Below are 18,361 nucleotides of genomic sequence, written 5' to 3'. Positions count from 1 at the left end.
GATTTTAGTGGATCGCTTCGACGCTGTATTCCAGCTACCAATGATTTTACATTTACTTTTTCAATACCGCTTTTCCTGCATAAGGCAATGCGGCCATTTCATTGATTCGTAACAGTTGATTGTATTTGGCGATGCGATCGGTACGGCATAGCGAACCGGTTTTAATTTGCCCACAGCCAGTAGCCACTGCAAGGTCTGCGATAAAGGTATCTTCTGTTTCACCAGAGCGATGTGACATGACGCAACGATATCCGTTTCGATGGGCTAACTGAATCGTTTGGCGGGTTTCACTTAAGGTACCGATTTGATTGACTTTAATGAGTATGGCATTCGCCACTTTTTGGGTGATGCCTTCTTGCAGAATTTTTGGATTGGTAACGAATACATCATCACCTACCAATTGGATTGTCCCTCCTAATTGGGTAGTCAATTGTTTCCATCCACTCCAATCTTTTTCATCCAAACCATCTTCGATGCTGACAATTGGATAACTTTTAACAAGATTGTCATAATAATCAATAAGTTGAATTGCAGTGAATTTTTGATTTTCGGACACCATATGATACATGCCTTGATCATACAACTCGGAGGCTGCAACATCTAGGGCAAGTACTATTTCATCACCCAACTTATATCCAACTTTTTCAATTGCCTCACAGAGGAGATCCAACGCTTGACGGTTCGATTTAATATTGGGCGCAAAACCCCCTTCATCTCCCACTGCAGTATTTAATCCTTGTTTTTTTAAAACGGATTTTAATCCATGAAAAATCTCAGCACCCATTTGCAATGCAGTTGGAAAATCAGCAGCACCTACAGGCATAATCATGAATTCCTGAATATCAACATTATTATCAGCATGTGCCCCGCCATTTAGGATATTCATCATGGGTACAGGCATGCTCATTTTTTCACCCTGATTTAATGCGGCATACAGGGGTAAGTTATGTTCATTTGCCCGAGCTCGAGCAGCGGCAAGCGAGACAGCAAGAATCGCATTGGCTCCAAGACGCGATTTATTTTCTGTACCGTCTAATTGGCACAATTGATAATCCAAAGCATCCTGATCTTCAACAGAAAAAAGGTGTAGTGCTTGATTAATTTCATGATTAACATGAGCAACAGCCTGTTGTACCCCTTTACCATTATAACGGTTTGCATCATTATCGCGTAATTCACACGCTTCACGACTCCCGGTAGATGCCCCGGAGGGAACACTCGCTCTTCCGTGCGTTCCATTTTTTAAAATAACGTCTGCTTCTACAGTAGGATTACCGCGAGAGTCTAAAATTTCACGGGCTTGAATTTTTGTAATTTGCATGTTGGGTCCTGATTACGATTAAAATTTTTCAATCTGAACAAGCGATGGATTTTCACCACTTAAAAATTTGAATATTGTTTTTGATCCGCACCGACTTTGTCAAGGGATAGATTGTTTCCCTGTGGTGACTTGCTCAAGATATTCATATTCATCAGCAGTCTCTTGGGATTGAGAGTATCCAAAAAGATAACTGATCAAACGTTTAAACTGCATCAATACCGACTCATCCTTTCTTTCCAGGTTTTTGTTCTGCAGTATATCCTGCATTTTGGTCAAGATTTCCTTTGGAGGACGTGTACCGAGTTGTAGTAATTGTGTTTTTAGCTCATAGACCCCTTGGGGTACAGATACTTTTTTGCCATCACTGTCTATTTTATGACGTGAACCAAAATATCCCAGAGCCCAGGGATTAGAGTTTCCTTTTAAGGCCTGCTCTATTTTTTTATCCAGATAATGATTAATTTTGAGTAACAAATTACGGGTTGCTGCATCTTCCTTTGCTGCAATAAATTGTGTGTCCGACTCGGCCTGAGCGTGTTGATTCAAGGCAGCAAAAATAGTAGGTGTTTCAAAAGTGTACTCGCGAGTCGCTACAATAGATGCTAGAGATTGAACAATTTCACTGTCTTCATGGGTAATATGTTCTAGTTGATCATGAGCAATCTGAGCAATTAATTCAGGGGTTTGAGTAATGAGCAAAGCAGAAGACTTATTTTTAACTGCTTCTTGAAATAATTCATTTGGAGGTAAAGAGAATAAAAATTTTAAGGAATTTAGCCGAGGTAATTGTAATTGTAGTTTTTCCTGGTAGCTGGTTTGTCGAGCAATTTCTCCACTAATGCGGGACTGTAATCCTTCCTTTTCATATTCATCATAATGCTCTGCATCTTTATATAGCCCTTGATAAACTGCAACATATTTTTTAATCGTTTCAATCATCTGTTCATGTAGCTTGATAAGAGCACCATGATTATTTTTTAATTCTGATGAGTCAATTTGCATTGAAAAAGTTAATTTTGAAATGGCACATTCTTTCATGGTGTTTGCGAATTTAGTTTTAAATTCAAACAAACTTAGTGCATTCTGCGTTGGGACTATAGGGTGTTCTGTTTTAGCTTCCATTTCATTTCCTCAATGGATTGGGTAAAGAATCATAACAAAATGCCCGTAATAAATAAAAAAAATCATTCAGCAGATGTTTGGTTTTCTGATGGACGGGTAGCCTGGTAGTAGCGAAACGGAACCTATTTTGGGGACGGGAACTGTCTAAATACAGAAAATAATTAGAAACTAACCGCGCCAAGCTTCATTAAGGCTTGGGTTAAAGAAAACAAAGGCAAACCCAAATGGTATCTTCATTTCCTTGAACTTCTTTAAATAACCATTTTCCCTGGTGTTCATATTGGTAACTACCGCAACTCTGATAGGGTTTTTCACTTTGCAAATAGGCTTCGATTGTTTTCTTACTTAAATGATGCAGCGTTAAGTAGGCTGTTTCATGATGTTGCCAAAGTACTTCATTATTTTTGGCAATGCAAATGCAGGCAATTTGCAGGTGTTCTTTGCCACTTAGTAAACTTAACTGTTCTACGGCAGTTGGATGGTTCAAGGGCTTATTCAACACTGTTTGGCCAAACAAGCACAGTTGATCTGCAGCGATAATAAAATGGTCTGGATGATGTTGGCTCACCTCTAAAGCCTTGCTGGCAGCAAGTGCGTAACCTAAGTCAAGAGTGCTCTCTGATTTGAAGGAGGCTTTAATTGCGTCTTCATCACACTGTGAAGGAACTACGGAAAATTCAATCCCAAGCGATTGGAGCAATTGTAATCTTATGGCCGAGCTTGAAGCAAGAATGATAGGTTTTTGTTGTAAAAACTTAGACATACGCCGCGACCAAAGCCATAAGTGAAAAACCTATTATGACAAAACTAAAATCTTTGAGATTGCAACAACGCTCCACCATAACGCAGCGTTCTAAACCATGAAGGGTTCCCAAATAAAGGAATGTTCCTGCGGAGGCGGACATTAAAATGGGATCAAAAAGAGATTTTGTTTCTACACTATGACCAAAATACCAGCCTAAGTAGATTCCAAGTGGGGTCATAAAGCTGAATAAAATGAAAAAGAACAGACTGCTGTTCATACTCATCGTACTTTTATTTAATTGAACTGCAATGGCAAAACTTTCTGCCCATTTATGGGTGATAATGGCAAGAAAAATCATAATAATCATTGAGTTATAGTGCGCCAACCCTAAGGCGGCACCCAGCATTATCGAGTGAACAGAGAGCATTCCCCAAGCTAAAAGGGCAAAAGCAGGATGTTTTGTATTATGATGGTGATACAGTTCCTTACCCAAATGTTCAAACCAGAGAAAAATCAGGAATACTGCACCAGTAATAATAAAGGCAAAAGGGTAGTTGTAGCCCATTTTTTTAAATAAAGAATTTGCCTCTGGAAGCATATGCAAAAGGCCTGCTCCCAAAAAGACACCCGTTGCCAGGGTTTCACCGACAGGAAAATCAATATGTTGATCGTCTTTAATACGTTTTCTAAAGGGATACCAGCCCGCGATTAAAATGACAATAAAAATAGAAATTGCAAAAAATATTTTTAAACTGGTAGCTGATACCATTGTTTATCCTGTTATTTATTCTAGATTTTTATAACTTAAAGGTAGCTTCGGTCTAACCCAAACCACATAGTTTAGTTGTGATGCATGGTCTCATGCAAGCTAAATAAGCGAACTTCTACAATATCCGACTGTAGCTTCAATGCTAAAATCACTCGTTCATGCAATTCTTGCCATTGGTTAAATCGTTCATCACAGACTATATCAATCCCTATTGTTCCATCCAGGTAATGTAAATTCCAAAATAAAATCTGAGGGAAATCAATACGGACTTCATTGGATAGCAGTTCTTGTAAGACCTTGCGGTTGGGTAGGTGTAATGAGGGACAGGAGCTCTCATCATCTTCGGGGTCAACATGTACAATCACATCATTGACGCTTTCTATTTGATCCGTGAGCGCATGGTGTACGTGTTGCGCAATGTAATGGCCTTCAGACACCGATATTTTAGGCGAAACTAAAATATGTACATCGATTAATACATTTTCTCCCATGGAACGAGTTCGTAATTGATGAATTTTTTCAACCCCGTCCACATTTTGGATTACTTCTTCAATACGTGTTAATAGTTCTGGACTGACCGCAGTGTCTACCAATTCTTTAACACTATTCCATGCATAATCCCAACCCATCTTAACAATCATCAATCCAACTATAATTGCAGCAGCAGCATCAAGATAACTGTAACCAGCGATACTGCCAATTAAACCGACGAATACAACAAGCGAAGAGGCTGCATCTGAGCGATGATGCCATGCGTTGGCAGTAATCAATTTAGAACTAATTCGTTTTCCAATATATAGGGTGTAGTGAAATAAAACCTCATTGCTCAAGATGGAAATGCAAATGATTGGCAGGGTTAACCAATTTGGCATGAGATAATTAGAGTGGAGCAAGTCATAGATTGAATCCCACGCGATACCAACACCTGCAAAAATGAGTAAAAGCGACAATAATAAGGTTGCTGCCGTTTCGATACGCTGATGTCCATAAGGATGACTGGCATCAGCATCAAGGCTTCCGTATTTAGAAGCAAATAATACCATGGCGTCTGTTATGAGATCAGAGAGGGAGTGAACTCCGTCTGCGACAAGTGCATGAGAATGAAAAAAGTAGCCGCCAATCAGTTTTATAATGCCTAAAAGTGCATTTGAAACAGCTCCCAAAAGGGTTACTTTTTTTGCCTGCCAATATCTGTCGTGTTGGGTCATGTTGTTTTTAATTAATGGAATCAGGTAAGACAAAATATGAATTTGAGTTTTATAGTGAACATTCCAAGTCCATTTTGTCTATCGGCTCTATTTAAACATGGTTATGAATTTTTTTATAGATTAATACTTAGATTATATTGAGTTGTTTGGCTCTTGAGAGCATAGGTTAGGCCAAGGTCCAATGATGAAAAGGATAATTATCTAGTACATTTTATGCTCGGTACGAAACAGGCTGATTTTATATGGTGTTTTACATCATGTTCACAGGATTATCCACAGATTTTGTGGATAAATGCATTTTGGACAATAAAAGAGTAAATAAGTGCTAATCCTTATGGAATAAGGGTTTTTTTGGCGCCAGAAGGAAATTTGAGTTGTTATTAACCGATATGACCAGGAAAGTTATCCACAGGATGTGCTTTGAAAGAATAAGGAAACTACCCGGCTATCTTAACAAAGAAAAAAATTAAAAACAGTCTTGACTTGGTATTTTTTAAAAAATTTTATTCTCAATAAAATTGATTCTTTATGATATTTAAAAAAATTACTGAATAAAAAACTAAAGAAGAATAAAAAATTAAAAGTTTTTATCTATGCAAAATTTTAGAAGCACTTTGGAAAGTTCAGAAGCAGAGGCAAAACAGGCTGATTTTATATGGTGTTTTACATCATGTTCACAGGATTATCCACAGATTTTGTGGATAAATGCATTTTGGACAATAAAAGAGTAAATAAGTGCTAATCCTTATGGAATAAGGGTTTTTTGGCGCCAGAAGGAAATTTGAGTTGTTATTAACCGATATGACCAGGAAAGTTATCCACAGGATGTGCTTTGAAAGAATAAGGAAACTACCCGGCTATCTTAACAAAGAAAAAAATAAAAAACAGTCTTGACTTGGAGTATTTTTAAAAAAAATTGTGCTGCTCATTTCAATTGGTGATGACTTGATTTTGAACAGTTGGCTAAGTCATTCATTATCCCGGTTGCAACGAGAAATGATAAGAATTTTTAAAGGTCAAATTTTAGAAGCAATTTGGAAAGTTCTGAATCACGCTTCAATTAGACTGATTTTATATGGTGTTTTACATCATGTTCACAGGATTATCCACAGATTTTGTGGATAAATAATTTATTGACAAAAGGATATAGAATTGTCGATAAGTCTTTTAAAATAAGGATTTTTAGGAATCTGATATAAGAAGTTGATTGGGAGTGTAAATTGGATTAAATGAAGTTATCCACAATTGGTGTTTTGGAGTATTAGATAATCTGCCCGAACATATTAACAAAGAAAAAAATAAAAAACAGTCTTGACTTGAGTATTTTTAAAAATATTTTTATCCTTGCAAAAATTGTTCAAAATCACCCAACCATCGTTGGGTCAAATCGTAAGCAGTTTGAGGTGAGTCCTCTATGAGTTGTTTTGCTATCGAGGGCAAAAGAGGGAGCAGGTCGCGATCGCGCTGTAGGTCAGCAATTTTAAATTGGCGATAGCCTGTTTGCCGGATTCCCAGTACTTCGCCGGCACCTCTTAACTCCATGTCTTTCTCTGCAATAATAAATCCATCATTGGTTGCACGCATAATTTTTAATCGTTCCGCACCGTGTTGCGAGAGAGGGGATTGGTAGAGCAAAATGCAATGAGATTGTGCACTGCCTCTTCCCACACGACCACGTAATTGATGCAGTTGCGATAATCCCAAACGTTCGGCATTTTCTATAATCATTAGGCTGGCATTGGGGACATCTACGCCAACTTCGATTACTGTTGTAGCCACTAGTAAGTTAATTTCACCACTTTTAAATGCGGCCATAGTTGCTTCTTTTTCTATGGGTTTCATTCGACCATGGACCAGGCCTACCCGAGCAGCAGGCAGTTGCTCTTGTAACGCCCGTGCTGTTTCAGTAGCTGCCATACATTGCAATTTTTCTGATTCTTCAATAAGGGTACAAACCCAATAGATTTGTCGTCCACTCGCTATAGCAACCTCCAATCGCTCAATAACTGATTCTCGTTTATTTTGGTTCAATACGGCTGTGGCAATGGGTATTCGTCCAGGAGGTAACTCATCAATAATCGAGATATCCAAATGGGCTAAGTGGGTCATAGATAAGGTTCTTGGGATAGGGGTAGCGGTCATTAACAACTGATGAGGAATAAGTTGTTCTTGTTGCCCTTTTTGTTGCAAAAGCAATCTTTGTTCTACACCAAATCGATGCTGTTCATCGATAATCACTAACCCTAAACGAGCAAAATTAACGGCTTCCTGAAATAAGGCATGGGTCCCAATAATCAGTTGGCAACTGTGATCTGCAAGTGCAGCAAAGGCCATGCGACGCTCGCTCAGCTTCATTTTTCCACTTAATCTTAATATTCTTATACCTAAAGGTTCTAACCAATGGATTAGATTGTTGGTGTGTTGTTCACTCAGTAAATCTGTTGGTGCCATAAATGCAACTTGTTGTCCATTTGCAATCGCTTGTAAAGCTGCAAGAGCAGCAATGACAGTTTTCCCGGCGCCCACATCGCCCTGTACTAAGCGCAGCATGGGTTTTGTTTGTATTAAATCTTGGCTGATTTCCTCAGCAACTCTTTGCTGAGCATTGGTGAGTTTAAACGGAAGCGAGTTTAAAAAACGTTGCTTTAAGTTTTGATCAGCAGGCAACGCGACAGCACGGAGTGCATTTCGTGATTTCCTCGCAAACTGCATGCTAAGGCGTTGTGCTAGCAACTCATCAAAAACTAATCGTTTCAGTGCAGGATGTTGCCCTTGTTCAAGAGCTTGTATGGAGATATCTGGGGGGGGATTATGCAGTAATTGAATTGACTCTCCCACCGAGAAAAAATTATAAGTTCGCAATTGTTCTTCACTCATCCATTCCAATTGCTGAAGTTCCTGTTCACAACGTTTCAAGGCGACATTCACCAGTTGTCTTAATCGTGTTTGTGTTAACCCTTGTGTGCTTGGATAAATTGGAGTCAGCGTTTCATTGACCTGGCATTCTTCTTCATGATCAAGTAATTGATATTCAGGGTGGGTCATTGTCAGGGTATTATTGAATTCACGTACTTCACCAAAGGCGTGAATCATTGTGCTGTTCTTTAGGTTATTGATTTGAGTTTTATTAAAATGAAAAAACTGAAGCTTTATTATTCCTGTTTTATCCTCCACATAACAATGCAGCATTGCCCGCTTACCGGGTTTAATTTCTGTTTTACACACACGTCCTGCAATGACACTCCAATCATTGGGTCTTAAATCTTGAATGGGTGTTACTCGAGTTCTGTCTTGATAGCGATAAGGTAGGTGGAACAGCAAATCACGCACAATATGGATACCGCATTTAGCAAGTTTTGCTGCAAGCGTTGGTCCGATTCCGGTTAGCGATTCACATGGGTTAGATAACACGCTATTATTAATATTGAAAGAGTTAATGTTTTAAGTGTAACTCAGAAGCAGGACTCAATAAATATCTAGAAATTTCTTCATCCTGTTTTACACCCACCTTTTGATTTTTGTTCCATCAAAAAATGCTTACCTTGAAATGAACACGCGCACCACTTGACTCAATCACAAAATTAAAATCTGTACATCATCTTTGCGAATAATCGCATCGTTATTTATTGCGTCCTATTTCGTCTGTACAGTAACAATTTGATGCTTTTTAGCTCGATAGCACAGGGTACCACGATGAGAAGATATTAAGCCTTTTCATATGGTGCAAAAAAGCGCATAATAGCATCATTTTTTGATGGATAACTGAGTAGCATGAAACATACTGTAGAGCAGCTTTTAAAACACGCTTTAATGTCCTTACAAAAATCGGGTGAAATACCTGCTGATTTAGATATTGAGATTAAGGTTGACCGTACAAAAGATTCTGCTCATGGTGATTTTGCCAGTAATTTGGCTTTAATATTAGCAAAGCCATGTCGCCAGGCACCACGCAAAATAGCCGAGCTTTTAGTTCAAGCTTTGCCTGCTGACTCTGCCGTGGAAAAAGTAGAAATTGCTGGGGCAGGGTTTATCAATTTTTTCATACGTAATAGTTCTCGTTCCCAAATTATTGGTGAAATATTGGAAAAGGGGGAGCATTTTGGACGAAGTACTATTGGTCAAAACCAAAAAGTATTGGTTGAATTTGTTTCCGCGAATCCAACAGGTCCCTTGCATGTAGGACATGGACGGGGGGCCGCTTTTGGCGCTACTTTAGGAAATGTTTTAAAGGCAGCCGGTTATGATGTTACTTTAGAATACTATGTGAATGATGCTGGACGGCAAATGAACATTCTTGCTGCCAGTGTGTGGTTGCGCTACCTGGAACTTGCTGGCGAACCTGTGGTTATTCCTGCCAATGCGTATAAAGGGGATTATGTTTCTGAAATAGCACAGGAATTTTTAGCCGAGCACGGTAAGGAATATGTGCATCCATGGGCTACTGTCATTGAAGGCTTGCCTCTTGATGAACCTCATGGTGGAGACAAAGAAGTTTATATCGATGCTTTGGTAGTCCGTGCAAAACAATTATTAGGTACGGATGTTTTTGCTCTGTTTCATCAACATGCATTAAATACGGTTCTTGATGATATCAAAGATGATCTCGCCGAATTTGGTGTGAACTATAATAGTTGGTTTTCCGAACAGTCTCTTTTTGAAGATGGTTCCATCCAAAAAGGGATTCAAGCGCTTAAGGACAGTGGTCATACTTTTGAAAAGGAAGGTGCTCTTTGGTTTAGAGCAACTGATTTTGGCGATGAAAAAGATCGCGTACTGGTGCGTGCTAATGGTCACACTACTTATTTTGCCTCTGATGTAGCGTACCATTGGAATAAATATGATAGAGGTTATGATCGGGTAATTGATATTTTTGGTGCAGATCATCATGGGTATATCACTCGCTTACGTGCCGTGGTTAAGGCTTTAGGACATGATGAAAGTGCACTGGATGTATTACTGGTGCAATTCGCTATTTTATATCGTGGTTCTGAGCGGGTACAAATGTCCACACGTAGTGGTTCTTTTGTCACTTTAAGAGAGTTGCGTCATGAGGTGGGCAATGATGCAGCGCGTTTCTTTTATGTGGCGCGTAAGTCAGAACAACATATGGATTTCGATTTGGATTTAGCTAAGTCAGAGTCCAGTGATAATCCGGTTTATTATATTCAGTATGCTCACGCAAGAATATGCTCTGTGTTAAGACAATTGAAGGAACGAGGCTTATCTTGGGATAAGGCACTTGGTCTAAAACATATCGATTTGTTAGAACAATCGCATGAAACTCATTTGATTTCTTTAATTGGCCGTTATCCCGAGATTGTAGAATTAGCAGCTGTACATTGTGAACCACATCAAGTAGCTTATTATTTACGTGAAGTAGCCAATGGCTTGCATAGTTATTATAATGCTGTTCCACTTTTGTGTGAGCATGAGCAATTACGATGCGCTCGTCTTTGTTTGCTCGAGGCAGTGCGTCAGGTATTAAAAAATGGTTTGGACTTATTGGGCGTATCAGCTCCTGAGAGTATGTGATGACAAGAGAATATGGTAATAGGCGTTCTTCACGCTCGCGCGGTAATGCACCGCACCAGCTTCTAGTGATTACTTTTACCTTTTTATTAGGTTATTTGACCGCTTCTTTTTTTGATTTTGAAATGCTAAGCAATTGGGTAAATACTCAGGTTTTAGCTCATCATGAAATGAAAAAAGAAGCATCCAAACCAGAAGCGCAACACGCTGCGATTCCGCCTAAACCAAAATTTGAGTTTTACACGCTCCTCACAAATGAAAAAGTCCCTAGCTCACAACCCAATGCTAACCCAACAGCTTCGGCTCAGCCTACGGCAACAAATACCCCTACTACTACCGTAACGGCGACAGCTTCAGTATCTCCAGCAACCCAAAAAACTGTATCCGCTAGTATTTCAAATACAACACCCTCAGTAACCCCAGCAGAGAAACAGAATGTGGCTAAAGCACCAGTGCAATCAAATGCTTCTTCAACTGAGAAAGGAAAGTTTTTAGTTCAAGTGGCCTCTTTTAAAGCACGTAAAGATGCGGAGCAAATGAAGGGCTCTCTGATTCTTAAGGGTTTTGGCGCATACATAATTCCTGTAAGCCATCCTGTAAAAGGGAATTGGTTCCGTGTAGTGGTAGGTCCATATTCTAATCGAGCTCTTGCACAACAAGCTCAGGTGACTTTGGCTAGAAATGAACGTCTAAACGGTATGGTTACACGAGGTGCATAAAGTACATTGCCTGGGGTAGGAAAAGCGGTAACCGGTTTCCGGAGGCATGATTTTATCTGAAACCTGGGTTGCGACTTCGACTAACCCAGGCTACACATGAAGGAGCCCAAGATATTTCAGCGCCGTACAACGACCTGAATGGTTCCTGCATTTTTGATTGCATGAGGTTTGCTGACTCCCACTGTAACTTGAGAAACATTGAATTGTTTTTTAATTAACTCTGCGACTTCATTGGCCACTGTTTCAATGAGTTGAAAGGATTTTGATTCTACATAAAGAGTGACATTCTTACAAAGTGCTTCGTAGTCTACGGTCTTACCTAAATCTTCCTGACAGTCACTGAAATCGGTATCAATACTGATATCAATTAATAATTGTTGAAGAATACGTTGTTCCCATGCATAAACACCAATTTTGGTGCTCACATTAAGGGCTTTGATATTTAAGGTATCCAATCTGATTCCTGCTGATCCAAAAGTTGATTTACGGGTAATTTTATCTAAATAGTTAGCATGCTGTATAGAGAGACAATGTACCCTGATGCATTTCAGGACAACGAATTACCTATACTTGCAGTCCTTTAGTCTCTGAGTCCTCTTTTTGATCCGTATTCGGGTTTGCAAGCACGTGCGCTGCTTTATCGTATCCAAGTATGGGTAGGGAAAGTGTGAGCATGGATGATAGACCAAGAACCGTTTTCCCTAATAGAATTGGGGAAGCAACGCTACCTGCGATTACTCTTAAGGAGAAATGAACGTGTTCATTAACTGCAACCCGCCATAAATAAGAAGCTATTATGGGCACTAAAGTTATATCCAATAAACCAAAAGCAGGCAAGCCGGTATACTCATCATCAAATTGCTTGCCTGTAATCGTGTGATAAGCGCTTTCAAGACGCACAGCTAAACTGGATTTGGGGGAAAATAATAAACCTAAATGGCGATATCGGTTTTCACTGATGAATTGTCCTATACTTTTGACACTAAAGGTTTCTATCTCTTTTTTATTTAAAACCTGTGTTTGAATCTGTCGTTCATCAGCACTCAAATAAATTCTAGGGATGGATTTTTCATCGTGTTCCATTAGACTTTCTGGAAATTTATATTCAATCGCGCCGGCAATTAATCGCCCCATGATCTCAGAACCTTGTTCATTTGGCTCAATCTGCAGCGTATGCTTTCCGCCTAAAGGGTTTAATGAAGAAGTTGTATCAACAAAAACAATCTCTTTATCTTTAGTCGCTGCATAGTCTAGGATTTGCCTATAGAGTTCATTCATAGTTTCTTCAACTACAGTAAAAGGAGCGCGTCCTTTTCCTTCAGCACGTGCCAAATGCGAAAATCCAGTATAAATAAAATAAGGAGTTAATTGCGTAATTGAAGGATAATATTGAGACAATAGAACAATACGGTTCATTTGTGGATTATTCTCAATTAATTCATCAATTATTTTTTTATAATCTTTTAATATTTTTGCTTTGACTTGTTCAAACGCTAAGTGAATGGTTGGTTTTGCATGCTCAGGAGTGATTCTTAAAAGGAGTTGGGGATAAGTCATTTCCTCCATTAATGTGTTTGCCAGGGCTTCTCGATAATTATTCCCCCCTACGCTTATCACCACAACATCAGGTTTCCATGCCGTAACTGCATTCAGTTGGTGTACTTTAGAGCCGTTATGATCTTCATCTCTGGGGAGTACTTTATCCAACGCACAATAAGACAATAAATCATCGGTAGTTGCGCCATCAACGGCAAAATTTCCTATATCGTAAGAATCTGAAGCATGAGAAAGTGCTACTGCAGTTTGATGGGTGACTGTATCTGATTTATCTGCATAAGATTGTTTTTTATTTACCCAGTTTCCGTTGTCTATTGTAGAATCGCCTGTTAAAGCAACTCTTTTGGGGAGTTTTTCAGAACTTCCCACCACGTGTTTTAATCTGCCAGTGTTCTTAGGGTATCCTGCTCCAATCGATTGCGAAGAATTTTTAATTAATCCCATAATAAACCCTAACTGATAAATAGTTACTGATTATGTGTGCAAGTCTGATCCGAGTCAAATTCAGAAACAATTCTGGCATTATTTATGATAGCATTAAGGCCTTTTGATTCTGTTGAGATACTATGATGTATGATTTGGATCACTCTTTGTTCCTACGTGCTTTAAGACGACAACCGGTAGAGCGAACTCCAGTATGGATGATGCGTCAAGCAGGGCGTTATTTACCTGAATACCGCAAGACCAGAGAACAGGCCGGTGATTTTTTAAGTCTTTGTAAGAATCCTGAACTGGCTTGTGAGGTCACCTTACAGCCGTTGCGTCGTTACGCACTGGATGCAGCCATTTTATTTTCTGATATTTTGACTATTCCTGATGCGATGGGGCTCGGTTTATATTTCGTTGAAGGCGAAGGACCGTGTTTTCAACATCCGATACGAGATACCCAAGCAATCGCCAACTTACGAATCCCGGAGCCTGATTCTTTGGCGTACGTGATGAATGCGGTGCGTTTGATCCGCAAAGAAATGCCTAAAGAGCTTCCGCTAATCGGTTTTGCAGGCAGTCCATGGACTTTAGCATGTTATATGGTTGAAGGGAAAAGCACGAGAGAGTTTAAACGCATTTTACCTCTGATCTACACTGAAAGTGAGGCTGCCCATATTTTACTAAGTAAATTGGCAGCATCAGTTGCAGATTATCTGATGGAGCAAATCAAAGCGGGAGTTAATTCAGTCATGCTTTTTGATACTTGGGGGGGGATTTTGACCCCAGAGAATTATCAAAATTTTTCTCTTCAGTACATGCAGAAAATCGTACACCAAATTAAAACCAATTTCCCTGACATCCCCGTTATTTTATTTACTAAAGGGGGAGGGCAATGGTTAGAAAAAATGCTTGTTACCGGATGTGATGCACTAGGACTCGATTGGACGTGTGATCTAGGTGAAGCACGACGCAGAGTTGGGGATCGCGTTGCATTACAAGGGAACCTTGACCCTTCGGTATTATTAACCTCAAAGCAATGTATTCGAGAGCAAGTAAAAAAGGTTTTAGCATCTTACGGAGCGGGCTCAGGACATGTGTTTAATCTAGGCCATGGGGTTACTCCTGACGTCCCTCCTGAACATGTTGCCGCTATGATCGAAGCAGTTCAAGAATTGAGTCCTTATTATCACCAAAATTAAGATCGTTTATAGCCTGCTTTTTGCGGTAATCAGGCTATAATCAAAGAAACATGGGGTGGACTAATGGCGATGCGGTAGCTCTTTTTTGAGCTGGATTTTTTGGGCCTTTGTCTAGGTTAAATCGAATAGATTATGTGATGATGGATTGCAATACTTGATACAATCCAATGAAGAAATTCCTCTCCCGCTTGTAGGAGAGGGCAGGATCGGATAGGGTTCTTTAGCCATCATCAAAACCCTCATCCGCCCCATGGAACACCTTCTCCCCAAGGGGGAAAGGGAAATTTCATTTAGGGCAATAAATTGTTGCTTATGAAGAGATGGATTCTTCAATAATATAATCAAAGAAATGGATGTCTTACATTATGGCTCACTCTCAAAAAATAGCTGATGAAATTCTTATTGATTTAGCGCTACAAGGCGGTGGCGCTCATGGTGCGTTTACCTGGGGCGTACTGGATCGTTTATTACAAGAAAAGAAGCTCCGAATTGATGGTATTTCGGGTACATCTGCAGGAGCCATGAATGCGGTGGTTCTTGCTGACGGATATCTCAAAGATGGTCCTCAAGGGGCACGCGATGCGCTCGAATTGTTCTGGAAGAATGTTTCTGATGCCGCGCGCTTTAGTCCCCTACAACGCAGTCCTCTTGATATGATGCTGGGGCAATGGTCTTTGGATCATTCTCCTTTTTTCATCACCATGGATGTATTGTCTCGACTGTTTTCTCCATATGATCTGGACCCATTTGGGGTTAATCCACTCCACAATATTTTAGCAGAACTCATTGATTTCAATAGGTTATCACAAAGCTCAATCAAATTATTTGTGACTGCAACCAACGTGAGTACCGGTAGAGGGAGAGTATTTCGCAACAACGAAATTACCCCTGATGTGCTTCTTGCCTCGGCATGCCTACCCACTATTTTCAAGGCTGTAGAGATCGATGGGGAGCATTACTGGGATGGAGGATATTCAGGAAATCCTACCATTACACCGCTTGTTCGAGAATGTAAATCACAAGATACGATTTTAGTACAAATTAATCCCGTAACACGACCAGGTTTTCCTCGGTCCGCACGAGATATCCTAAACCGCCTGAATGAAGTGTCATTTAACACGGTATTACTTAAAGAGCTTCGCATGATTGCTTTATTACGGCAATTGGCCCATCCAGGTAATTCCGAAGGGGCTAAATGGGCGGGCATGCGAATACACCGAGTAAGCAGTGACATGATGCTCGAACTCAGTTATTCCTCCAAGCTCAATGCCGAATGGGACTTTTTGCTCATGTTGCGAGATGAAGGACGCCGTGCTGCTGAAGCGTTTCTCACTGAGCATGGGAAAAACCTTGGAAAAAGTTCATCACTGAACCTCGATGTGTTACTTGAGGGAGTTTAATTCATGGGAATCCCTGGGAATCAGTCGGTGAAGGTGCTTCTGTTGCAGTGGGCCGTATTGTGAATGTTCAACTTATTCGCGAAAGAGCTACGACAGCTGATGAATTTGAGGAGAGGGCTCAATACCCCTCACCCTAACCCTCTCCTCAGAGGGGTAATGGGATAGAAAAAAGAAGATTTACTAAATCACCTTTTGCCAGAGGGGTGAGTCGATAAAAAACTAAAATTTACTATCATCCCCTCTCCCGATTTCGGGAGAGGGCTAGGGTGAGGAGGTTAAATTAGCTTTTTCCTTCACCTGACCCAGTGCGGTTCAAGAGTTATAGTGCGCAAGATCTTGGGTATTGCGCCTTTGTCACTTTATTTCTTGCTGCAATCAGACTTAAACGAATAAGCCAACGCTGTGCCTGTTTCCAAGAAGCTCTTAAGACTGCTAAGAACAAGTGGCCAGCCGTAACTGATTTTGGGTAATATCTCAGACTGTTCTGGGAAGCCGCTGTGTGTGACGGTTAATTTCACCAGATTACCTTCGGGTTCAAGTTCAAAAATAACAGTAGATGCGGGTTCGTCAGGCATCGATTCCATTAACGGCTTCCAACTGTATGAAAGTACCCTCGGTTTATCTGCACGTAGTACCTTATCTGAATGGATCAGACTGCCGTCGGGTGCATAAAACTTCATAGATGATCCTACAGTCCAATCACTTTCTATGCGAAAACCACCCCAGTATTCTTTAGTAAATTCGCCCTTCGTTAAGGCTTCCCACAGTTTTTCAGCGGTAGTTTGAATGTAAGTTGTATAAACGAATTGTGGTTTGCTCATGTTCATTTTCATTTCCTTTTTTTAGGTGACGATGATGACTTGTCGTGTTCTAAAATATTTTTCAAGTTATCTAAAGCGAGTAGTCGATTACGTTCGTACTTTGCGATCCAGCGCCCAAACGTTTCTTGCAATGGTACTGGATTGAGATAGTGCAACTTTTCTCGGCCTTCCCAATGAACAACAACCAAGTTCGCATCTTCCAGAATATGAAGATGTTTCATAACCGCCTGCCGGCTCATGCTCAAATGTTCGCACAGCTCATTAAGGTTTTGGCCATTGCGAGCACATAATGCGTCAAGCAAGGTACGTCGACTTTTATCTGCCAGTGCTTTAAAAATAAGATCGTTGTCCATATTCATATTATATGTAACCAAATGGTTACATGTCAAGGAAGGGCGCGTGAATGGTGGAATGATTTTCTATGAGAAATAAAAATAATGCTAGGGAAAAAATGATGGGCTTAAAAAAAGTGTACAATGCATCATTTACAGATACATACAGAAGTCCTTTAAGGTTCGGTGTCCAACATATCTATGTACCAAGAGTATTGTGCGCTGACATTATTTAACTATTGTGATCAATATGATATATTATTGCGCAATTCTATCCTGCCATTAAAGAGCTTATGCAAAGTAAATATCCAGCATTTTTTCCTAGTAACAAGATGAAATCTTTTTCATGTGTGGAGTTTTCACATGTTGAAAAAACTTCTCCTGCAATCAAAACATTATATCGAGGTGATGAGCATCTTCCCGAAATAATTTTTCTCATGCCTACCCTAATTACCGGGGTTTTTTGTCAATGTTTCCCTGAAGTAATTGATATGGAGCAAATAAGACTGCATAAATTAACTAACTTATCTAATGATTTTCATATGGTGAGTATGTCAGAAGATGTTCAGATTGCATCGAAGTGGGGAAGGGAAAGCGTTATTACTATCGACCCTACTTTATTCTCTGATTATATCGTTGATGTCCATGCAAGTTATCGTGAAAATAACCGCACTTTACCTGCTCGAATGGAACGAGAAAAGGAGCATATCGCCTTAGCTGTACCGTTTTGTAGTATAAAGAAAATAACGATTCACAATAAAGAGTTTCTTAACCCTTTTTATCTCAACCTATCTGCCGATAATCAGGAAGCAATAATCGCGTTTGATTCACTTTATTGCCAATTAGTGTCACTGTTAAGAAAAAAATACACTCAGGATGTAGATAAGAAAGAAGAGAAGCGTGCCTTACGCGCTTATACTGAAGCGTATTTAGCGTTTTATAATCAATTCGGTGGTAGTGAAAACCCTTTTAATAAAAGCCTATCGGAGCTCTGTACTCTTTACCCGGAATTTGCAGCAAATTTTTTAAATTCAAATCATATAACATCACAAGCAGATGTGCTAAATGATCTTATTCTAAGTGCGTCTGAGAACTTATTTGAAGAACATCTTTATACGAAAGCGATTGATACTTCTTATATTTATAGGACTAAAGTAAGCACTACTTGTGATGAAGATGAGTGGGCTAAACCAAATTATAATTAGTGACA

At 39.7% G+C, this 18,361-nt stretch carries 14 protein-coding genes and 1 pseudogene; 5 read left to right on the top strand and 10 right to left on the bottom strand.

Going from position 1 to position 18,361, the window contains the following annotated elements; all coding sequences use genetic code 11:
* Positions 1–52: 52 nt before the first annotated feature.
* The 6 genes and pseudogenes from eno to recG all read right to left on the bottom strand — a co-directional run bounded on the left by eno (position 53) and on the right by recG (position 8,576).
* Entirely contained in the window at positions 53–1,321 is a 1,269-nt protein-coding gene (gene eno / locus EL022_RS14715) for a phosphopyruvate hydratase (protein ID WP_028379854.1), read from the bottom strand.
* Positions 1,322–1,420: 99 nt separating this feature from the next.
* A complete protein-coding gene (locus EL022_RS14710) occupies positions 1,421–2,443 on the bottom strand; it encodes a hypothetical protein (protein WP_051544380.1) in 1,023 nt (340 codons plus the stop codon).
* Between the two features lie 161 nt (positions 2,444–2,604).
* A pseudogene (locus EL022_RS14705) lies at positions 2,605–3,206 on the bottom strand (Maf family protein).
* On the bottom strand, positions 3,199–3,957 hold the full coding sequence (locus tag EL022_RS14700; RefSeq protein ID WP_028379857.1) for a ZIP family metal transporter: 759 nt from the start codon (positions 3,955–3,957) through the stop codon (positions 3,199–3,201). Before EL022_RS14700 ends, EL022_RS14705 begins: the two are co-directional and overlap by 8 nt.
* Positions 3,958–4,028: 71 nt before the next feature.
* Positions 4,029–5,165: a cation diffusion facilitator family transporter gene (locus EL022_RS14695; RefSeq protein WP_028379858.1), complete on the bottom strand. Its 1,137-nt coding sequence runs from the start codon at positions 5,163–5,165 to the stop codon at positions 4,029–4,031.
* A gap of 1,338 nt (positions 5,166–6,503) precedes the next feature.
* Positions 6,504–8,576, bottom strand: coding sequence for an ATP-dependent DNA helicase RecG (recG, locus tag EL022_RS14690; RefSeq protein ID WP_028379859.1), 2,073 nt, complete (start codon positions 8,574–8,576; stop codon positions 6,504–6,506).
* A 360-nt stretch (positions 8,577–8,936) separates the two neighbouring features.
* Between recG and argS the strand changes: the two genes are divergently transcribed.
* The gene (argS, locus tag EL022_RS14685; protein ID WP_028379860.1) at positions 8,937–10,697 is read left to right on the top strand and encodes an arginine--tRNA ligase; all 1,761 of its coding nucleotides are present in this window, start codon (positions 8,937–8,939) and stop codon (positions 10,695–10,697) included.
* Complete coding sequence (locus EL022_RS14680) at positions 10,697–11,413, top strand: SPOR domain-containing protein (RefSeq protein ID WP_028379861.1); 717 nt, start codon at positions 10,697–10,699, stop codon at positions 11,411–11,413. Before argS ends, EL022_RS14680 begins: the two co-directional genes overlap by 1 nt.
* A 116-nt stretch (positions 11,414–11,529) precedes the next feature.
* Here the strand turns inward: EL022_RS14680 and folB are convergent, their stop codons facing one another.
* Both folB and EL022_RS14670 read right to left on the bottom strand, forming a co-directional pair.
* Positions 11,530–11,868: a dihydroneopterin aldolase gene (folB, locus tag EL022_RS14675; protein ID WP_028379862.1), complete on the bottom strand. Its 339-nt coding sequence runs from the start codon at positions 11,866–11,868 to the stop codon at positions 11,530–11,532.
* A gap of 109 nt (positions 11,869–11,977) precedes the next feature.
* Entirely contained in the window at positions 11,978–13,414 is a 1,437-nt protein-coding gene (locus EL022_RS14670) for an SGNH/GDSL hydrolase family protein (RefSeq protein WP_028379863.1), read from the bottom strand.
* A 125-nt stretch (positions 13,415–13,539) separates the two neighbouring features.
* On the opposite strand from EL022_RS14670, the gene hemE reads away from it, so the two are divergent.
* Both hemE and EL022_RS14660 read left to right on the top strand, forming a co-directional pair.
* Positions 13,540–14,598 (top strand): uroporphyrinogen decarboxylase, encoded by a 1,059-nt coding sequence (gene hemE, locus EL022_RS14665; protein ID WP_028379864.1) that lies wholly within the window; start codon positions 13,540–13,542, stop codon positions 14,596–14,598.
* Between the two features lie 365 nt (positions 14,599–14,963).
* The gene (locus EL022_RS14660; RefSeq protein WP_028379865.1) at positions 14,964–15,998 is read left to right on the top strand and encodes a patatin-like phospholipase family protein; all 1,035 of its coding nucleotides are present in this window, start codon (positions 14,964–14,966) and stop codon (positions 15,996–15,998) included.
* Between the two features lie 359 nt (positions 15,999–16,357).
* Here the strand turns inward: EL022_RS14660 and EL022_RS14655 are convergent, their stop codons facing one another.
* Together EL022_RS14655 and EL022_RS14650 are read right to left on the bottom strand one after the other, a co-directional pair.
* Positions 16,358–16,825, bottom strand: coding sequence for an SRPBCC family protein (locus tag EL022_RS14655; RefSeq protein WP_197718067.1), 468 nt, complete (start codon positions 16,823–16,825; stop codon positions 16,358–16,360).
* A gap of 2 nt (positions 16,826–16,827) precedes the next feature.
* Complete coding sequence (locus tag EL022_RS14650; protein WP_028379867.1) at positions 16,828–17,178, bottom strand: ArsR/SmtB family transcription factor; 351 nt, start codon at positions 17,176–17,178, stop codon at positions 16,828–16,830.
* Positions 17,179–17,444: 266 nt separating this feature from the next.
* Between EL022_RS14650 and lart1 the strand changes: the two genes are divergently transcribed.
* The gene (gene lart1, locus EL022_RS14645) at positions 17,445–18,356 is read left to right on the top strand and encodes an NAD(+)--arginine ADP-ribosyltransferase Lart1 (RefSeq protein ID WP_028379868.1); all 912 of its coding nucleotides are present in this window, start codon (positions 17,445–17,447) and stop codon (positions 18,354–18,356) included.
* The last annotated feature ends 5 nt before the right edge of the window (positions 18,357–18,361 follow it).

Origin of the sequence: Legionella cherrii (genome assembly GCF_900635815.1) — a bacterium.
In the GTDB taxonomy this organism is placed as follows: domain Bacteria; phylum Pseudomonadota; class Gammaproteobacteria; order Legionellales; family Legionellaceae; genus Legionella; species Legionella cherrii.
Note: the sequence above shows the minus strand (reverse complement) of the source record. Positions and strands in the feature narration are given on the sequence as shown.